This is a genomic window from Cytophagia bacterium CHB2 (genome assembly GCA_030263535.1).
Taxonomy (GTDB): domain Bacteria; phylum Zhuqueibacterota; class Zhuqueibacteria; order Zhuqueibacterales; family Zhuqueibacteraceae; genus Coneutiohabitans.
Genome location: SZPB01000394.1, coordinates 1 through 5692 on the forward strand (window position 1 = coordinate 1; position 5692 = coordinate 5692).

A 5692-nucleotide genomic window follows, 5' to 3' on the forward strand; every position below is an offset into this window, starting at 1 on the left:
CGATCGAATTCGAAAACCAGTGGAACAAACAAAACAAAACCGCAGTCAAAGTTCCTTAACAAAAGCCCTTTTTGTGTCCAAAAAATGGGGTGCACTACAATCGTTCATTCCCCTGCTGACTCTTTGTGAACGCCAAAAAACAAATGGGCCCAACGGCGATTAACCATTCAAATCAAAACTACTTCCACTCAGGTCAACTGACCGGCCACTTTGAGTGACCGGTCAGTGCTAACTGTCCTTATTTCGCCAGCACCATCTTCTTCGTCATCACAAATCCATCCGCTTCCATGCGGTAGTGATAAACGCCGGTCGGCACTTGATTACCGTTTTTGTCACGGCCATCCCACACTATCGTGTGAAAACCTGCGGTTTGCTGTCGGTTCACCAACTGCTTCACAAACTGGCCCAGCGCGTTGTAAACCACCAGCCGCACTTGCGCCGGTTGCGGCAATTGGTATTGAATGTTCGTGCTCGGGTTGAAGGGGTTCGGATAATTCTGGCTCAACGCAAACTCCGAGGGCAACGCGGCTTCGATTTGAATCGGGCCGTGCGTCGTGATGTTGCCGTTTGCGTCCACGTCTTGCAGCTTGTAGTAATAACGACTGCCGGCGGTGAGGCTGACATCAGTGAACGAGTACTCGCCGTCGCTGCGCGGCGGAATCAGCTCGCGATTGAGCTTGACATATTCGCCGTTGCGCACGCTGCTGCGCAAAACATTGAAGCCCAGGTTTTGACTCTCGCTGCCGGTGCGCCACTCCAGTCGCACGCCGTTCTTACCGTCAGCGCTGGCGGAGAAACTCACCAATACCACCGGCACTTTAATTTCCCACGTTTCCGTGATTTGATCGAAGCCGTCGGAAATCGTGACGCTAACATAATGAAACACCGGCACGCCGACAAAACGGTAAGTCGGGGCATTCGTGCCCACCGGAACGCCGTTTTGTTGCCAGGCATAGGTCAGGCGATCGCCGTCCGGATCTTCGGCTGTCACCCGCATGTTAAACCGCGCCACACCGGTCGAATCAACCACGACAGTGGTGTCTGTGCCGTTCGGCGCCGGAAAACGATCGGGAATACGGCTGATGATAATCGGCGCACGATTGCGATTTTTGACAGTAATGCGCACGGCTTCGATATCGATGCCGCCCTTGCCGTCGCGCGCATAGAACAGCGGCTCGTAGAGCGGGCCATTGTTGCTGCTGTTAAAATCGGTGCGCCAGGTGAAAATGCGCGTATTAAGTGAATCGAAGGTGGCGCCGGGCGGCAGATTCGAAGCGCCATAAGTCACCTGATCGCCGTCGTCATCGGTCGCGCGCAAGGTGAATTCGACGCGATCATTTTCGAACACAACTTGATCCGGCACATCGACAAAAATTGGAAATTTGTTGGTAACACCGTTCGCTCTGAACTCGACGTTGGGCAAGCCTTGTTTGATTGCCACGACTTGATTCAGCCCGGGCGAGGACCCGAGAGTCAAGCTCGCCGAGGCAACGCCGTCGGTATCGCTGAGCGCGGTCACACTCGGCAGACCGCTCAAACTGCCGCCGCCGCCGGTGATCACAAAACTTACTGACTCGTTCGGCGAAGGATTCCCGAAGCGATCCAGCAGCTTGATTTGCAGCGGAAAATTGAGCGGCCGATTCACGGTGCCGCCCTGATTATTCGTGCGCGGAACCGCGGCCATGCTCACGGCGCTGCCCGAGCGTACATACACTTGAATCAAAATTGGCGAACCGGCCAGGCCGGGCGCGCTCGCGCGAATGGTGCGGAAGCCGCTGACATTATCGGTGTTGTTCAAACGCGTGCTCGCCACGCCGCCATTGGTGGTGTAGCTTTCGATGGCCGTGAGACTGCCCGTGCCCTCGATCAACTCGAACGTGACTTTGTAGCCATCAACGCCGTTCGCGTTGCTGTCGCTCACTTTCACGCGAATGGGATCCGACAAGCCGCCGACAAATCCGGTGACAACGCCGCCAGCCAGGTTGCTCAAGCAGCAGGCCTGACCGCCGGTTCCGTAAGCCGAGAAGTCAATCGGCGAGCCCTCCAAACCCTCGGAGGTGACGCGCAGAGTATTGAGTCCGGCTTGCTCACCCAGACGCCACGCCACTTTCGCTTCACCAAAGACATTCGTATTCGCTTGAGATTTATTGACGCTGCCGCCGCCGAACGCGATGGTGAATTTCACCGGCACATCGGAGACGGGACGATCCGAGGCATCCGTGACGCGCACGGCAATCGAGTCGCGCAACACCGCACCGGCGACTCCAGTTTGGCCTTCGCTGCCCGTCGGGCCGTTGCCGGCAACATACACCAGCTTGCGCGCCGGGCTGTTCTCTGTGGTTTCAATAAAAATCACCGGTGAATTGTCGAGATTGGCTGATTCGGCATAGACCTGGCTTTGGCCCGCCGTATTGCCGCCAATGAAATACGCCCGCGCGATGCCGGCATCATCCGACAACACTTGCACGGCCGGCGACCCGCCAAACATGCGACCGCCGCCCTGTTTTACCGAAAACGTGACCGGGTGGCTCGGCACGCCGTTGCCGAAACGATCGGAGATCTTCACGGACAGCGGCTCTTTCACCGTGGCGTTGATATTGCCCTTTTGATTATTGCCGCCGCGCAACGCCATTTGCTGCGCTGCCAGCGGGCTAAAATTCACGGTTGCGCCCGCGGTGATCGCTATGCCGCTGGGAATGCGGGCGCTGACGACTTTCGGGCCGGAGCGTGTCGAAGTAAAACTGCCGGAGGTAATGCCGTTGGCGTTGGTGATTTGAGTTGGCTGGGAAATATCGTTGGGGCCATTCGTGACTTCGATGATGACGCTTTCACCAACGACCGGATTGCCGAAACAATCCCGCACATAAATCGTGACCGGCATGGGCGTAACGCCATCTGCCGGATTCGTAGTGGAAGCTGTGGTCACGTACGAAGTGCCGTCACAGGGCCTACCGGCGGTGGCATAGGCAACGAACACGATCGGGGAGCCGGCGAGATCGCCGGTAATGCCATCGTTGGAGGTGGCATGCACGATCTGGCTGTCGGGCTTGATCACGCCGCCGAGGCGCAGTTGAATGCGCGCCACCCCGCTGGCATTCGTGACCACGGTCGTATCACTTGCGCCAGTAGGATCGAACTTGCCGCCGCCGCGCTTGATGCTAAAGCGTACCGGATGACCTTCGACGCCGTTGCCGTCTTTATCGTTGATGCGCACACGCAGCAACTCCGCCAATAAATCACCCGCGCGGCCGGTTTGCCCGGAACCGCCATTGTTGGCAATTCTCACCGCGCGGCTGGCAGTGGCCGAGGCGCGGAACTTTACCGGAGAATTTTTTAATTGCAGCGATCCGTTTTTCGCTTCCGCATCAACCTCGTTATTCAGCAACCCTGCAACCGTGCCGAGTGTGAGCGTGACCTGCGCCTTGCCCTCGGCATTGGTCACTCGCTTCACGCTTTGCAAGCCTTCGATGTTGCCTCCACCGGCTTTCACCGTGAAAGTAACCTCGACGCCCTGAATGCCGTTGCCGTGCTTGTCCGTCGCTTGCGCAACGAACGGCGTGCCGAGCGTGTTACCAACCACGCCTTTGGCGCTGTCGCCGGCAGCTTTCACCAGGATTTCCGGCGCGCCGGCTTTGGCCGTCGCAATAAAATTCATCGGCGAGCCTTGCAGATTTGCCGGATTGCTGGTTGCGGTTACACGATTCTCTCCCGGTTTTGCGCCTAAACGCAATTTCATGCGCACAAATCCCAGGGAATCTGTATTCACTTTTTTGGTCGTGACGTTGCCTTCTAGCTGGCCGCCGCCGGCTTTCACCTCAAAAGTCACTTCTTGATTTGCAATCGTTTTGCCCGCAGAGTCACGAATCGTTGCCACAAAAGGCTCGGCCAGCAATTCTCCTACAATGCCTTCTTGATTATTGCCGCTTTCAAGCCGGAGGCGATTCAACCCTTGCGCCCGAATGCTGAAAATCTGCGGCGAGCCGGCAACCGGCTGGCCGTTCACGGTCGCGCTCGCTCGCACGCGATTTAACGCGCCGGGCGCAGGACCGCATTTTAACGGCGCTTGCGCGACGCCGTTGGTATTGGTGTTGATCGTGATGCTGGTTTTGCCGTCAATCGTGCCGCCGCCTTCCAAAACTTCGAACAACACGGGGTAACCGGAAATGACTTTGCCGGTTGCATCACTAATGCGAATCGACAGCGGCGAATTCACCACATGCCCCGCAGAACCGCGCTGGCTCCCGCCGGCTGAGATTTCAAATTTGCTCGGCACCGCCGCGGTTGCTGTGAACACGCGCGGGCTTCCGCTCAAACCGCTGGCAGCAGCGGAAACCGTGTTGGTTGCTCCGTTTGTTGGTCCCAGCGTCAATGTCGTCGAGGCAAGGCCGGCGGCATCTGTGGCTTTGGTTATGGTGGTAACTCCGCCCTCCAATTTTCCGCCGCCTGCGGTTACGGTAAACGTCACATTCACGCCGGACACAACATTGATGCCAGTAACGTCCGTCACTTTCACCGCCAGCGGCTGATTCAATGGTTGATTCGCGGCGCCGGTTTGGTTATCACCGCCAGCGATGGCAATTTGCGCGGCGGCCCCGGCGCGCCAGAGCCCCGACCGCCTCAGCCTCAAGGCCGAGCGCGGCTTGGGGGGCGTGACCTTCACGGTAGATGGCGTCAGCTTCGGTCCCTTTGATCTGCCGGGGCGCAAGCTGGGCCTTTGCCTCGAGAACTGCAACCTGACGTTTTCAGACGTCACCTGGAAGTAGCCCGGCCGCATGAGACTTCTCGTCGAGATCAGCCAGGGGCTGGGCAACTGCATCCAGGGGACGCCCCTGGTGCATGCCCTTTGGCTCATGGGCCACGAGATCGACCTCTTCGTCAACCGCGACCCCAAGGACGCCCTCGCGGCCGCGCCGCTGTGGGAGGGCTGGCCGCTGCTGGGCCGCGTGTTTACGCACCGCGAACAGTTCAAGGTCTCCGACTACGACTTCGGCCTGACCTGCTACGGGCGGCGGCTGATGCAGCGGCTGTTTCCGCCGGGGCAGGCCCTGTGCGTGATGCAGAGCGCCGTGCGCCGCCAGAGCGAAAGCGATGCCAACGTTGAACTGGCTCGCTTTCTGGGCTACTCCGGCGACACCCCCAGGAGTTTCATTGGGCGCAGCGAGCGTCGCTTCGAGCTTCCGCCCCGAAGCGTCACCATCCACGCCGGCTGCTCGCCGTGGAGGCGCGCGGGCCGGGGACGCGTTGCGGTGCCCGGCGCTGACGTCTTATGAGACGGTGATAGCAAGCCGTCATTTCGAGAAGCTGCGCCTTTCAGCTTCCCCCGTTATCCAGTCCCCAGGGGAGAACTCGGTCGCGACACGGTGAACTCGCTGCCATGGACGCTGGTGCGCCGCCCGGTCTGCAGGACATGCAGGCCCCACTAGCGGCGCGCTTCGCTGGGTCGTCTTGCAGGTTCGGAACCATCACGGCTCCAGGCCGCTCCGGAAGCGCATGACCGCACTTCGGGCCCCCGCCTCGATGAAGCGGGCATCCGATCCGATGGTGGTCAGATCAAAGCCTTGGGCTGCCATACGGGCGGCATAGCCGGCATCCCCGCAATGGATGCAGGCGGCAATGCCGTTGGCCTTGCAGGCAAGCCGTACGCTTTCGAGCTTCGCCAGCATGTCCGGCTCGGCCCTGGCCGATCTGCTGG

Annotated in this window: 3 protein-coding genes; 1 reads left to right on the forward strand and 2 read right to left on the reverse strand. The window is 59.4% G+C overall.

The window, feature by feature from the left end; translation table 11 throughout:
* Positions 1-238 precede the first annotated feature (238 nt).
* Positions 239-4852 carry a T9SS type A sorting domain-containing protein gene (locus tag FBQ85_25735; protein MDL1878534.1) on the reverse strand — a complete coding sequence of 1538 codons (4614 nt, stop codon included), beginning with the start codon at positions 4850-4852 and terminating at the stop codon, positions 239-241.
* Between FBQ85_25735 and FBQ85_25740 the strand changes: the two genes are divergently transcribed.
* Positions 4851-5270, forward strand: a complete 420-nt coding sequence (locus FBQ85_25740; GenBank protein MDL1878535.1) for a hypothetical protein — start codon at positions 4851-4853, stop codon at positions 5268-5270. The genes FBQ85_25735 and FBQ85_25740 overlap by 2 nt on opposite strands.
* A gap of 192 nt (positions 5271-5462) precedes the next feature.
* Here the strand turns inward: FBQ85_25740 and FBQ85_25745 are convergent, their stop codons facing one another.
* On the reverse strand, positions 5463-5663 hold the full coding sequence (locus FBQ85_25745; GenBank protein MDL1878536.1) for a hypothetical protein: 201 nt from the start codon (positions 5661-5663) through the stop codon (positions 5463-5465).
* Between the last annotated feature and the right edge of the window lie 29 nt (positions 5664-5692).

Excerpts from the sequence above, each read along its gene's own strand:
- FBQ85_25740 (MDL1878535.1), top strand. The coding sequence starts at position 4,851 with ATGGGCCACGAGATCGACCTCTTCGTCAACCGCGACCCCAAGGACGCC.
- FBQ85_25735 (MDL1878534.1), bottom strand. The coding sequence starts at position 4,852 with ATGAGCCAAAGGGCATGCACCAGGGGCGTCCCCTGGATGCAGTTGCCC.
- FBQ85_25745 (MDL1878536.1), bottom strand. The coding sequence starts at position 5,663 with ATGCTGGCGAAGCTCGAAAGCGTACGGCTTGCCTGCAAGGCCAACGGC.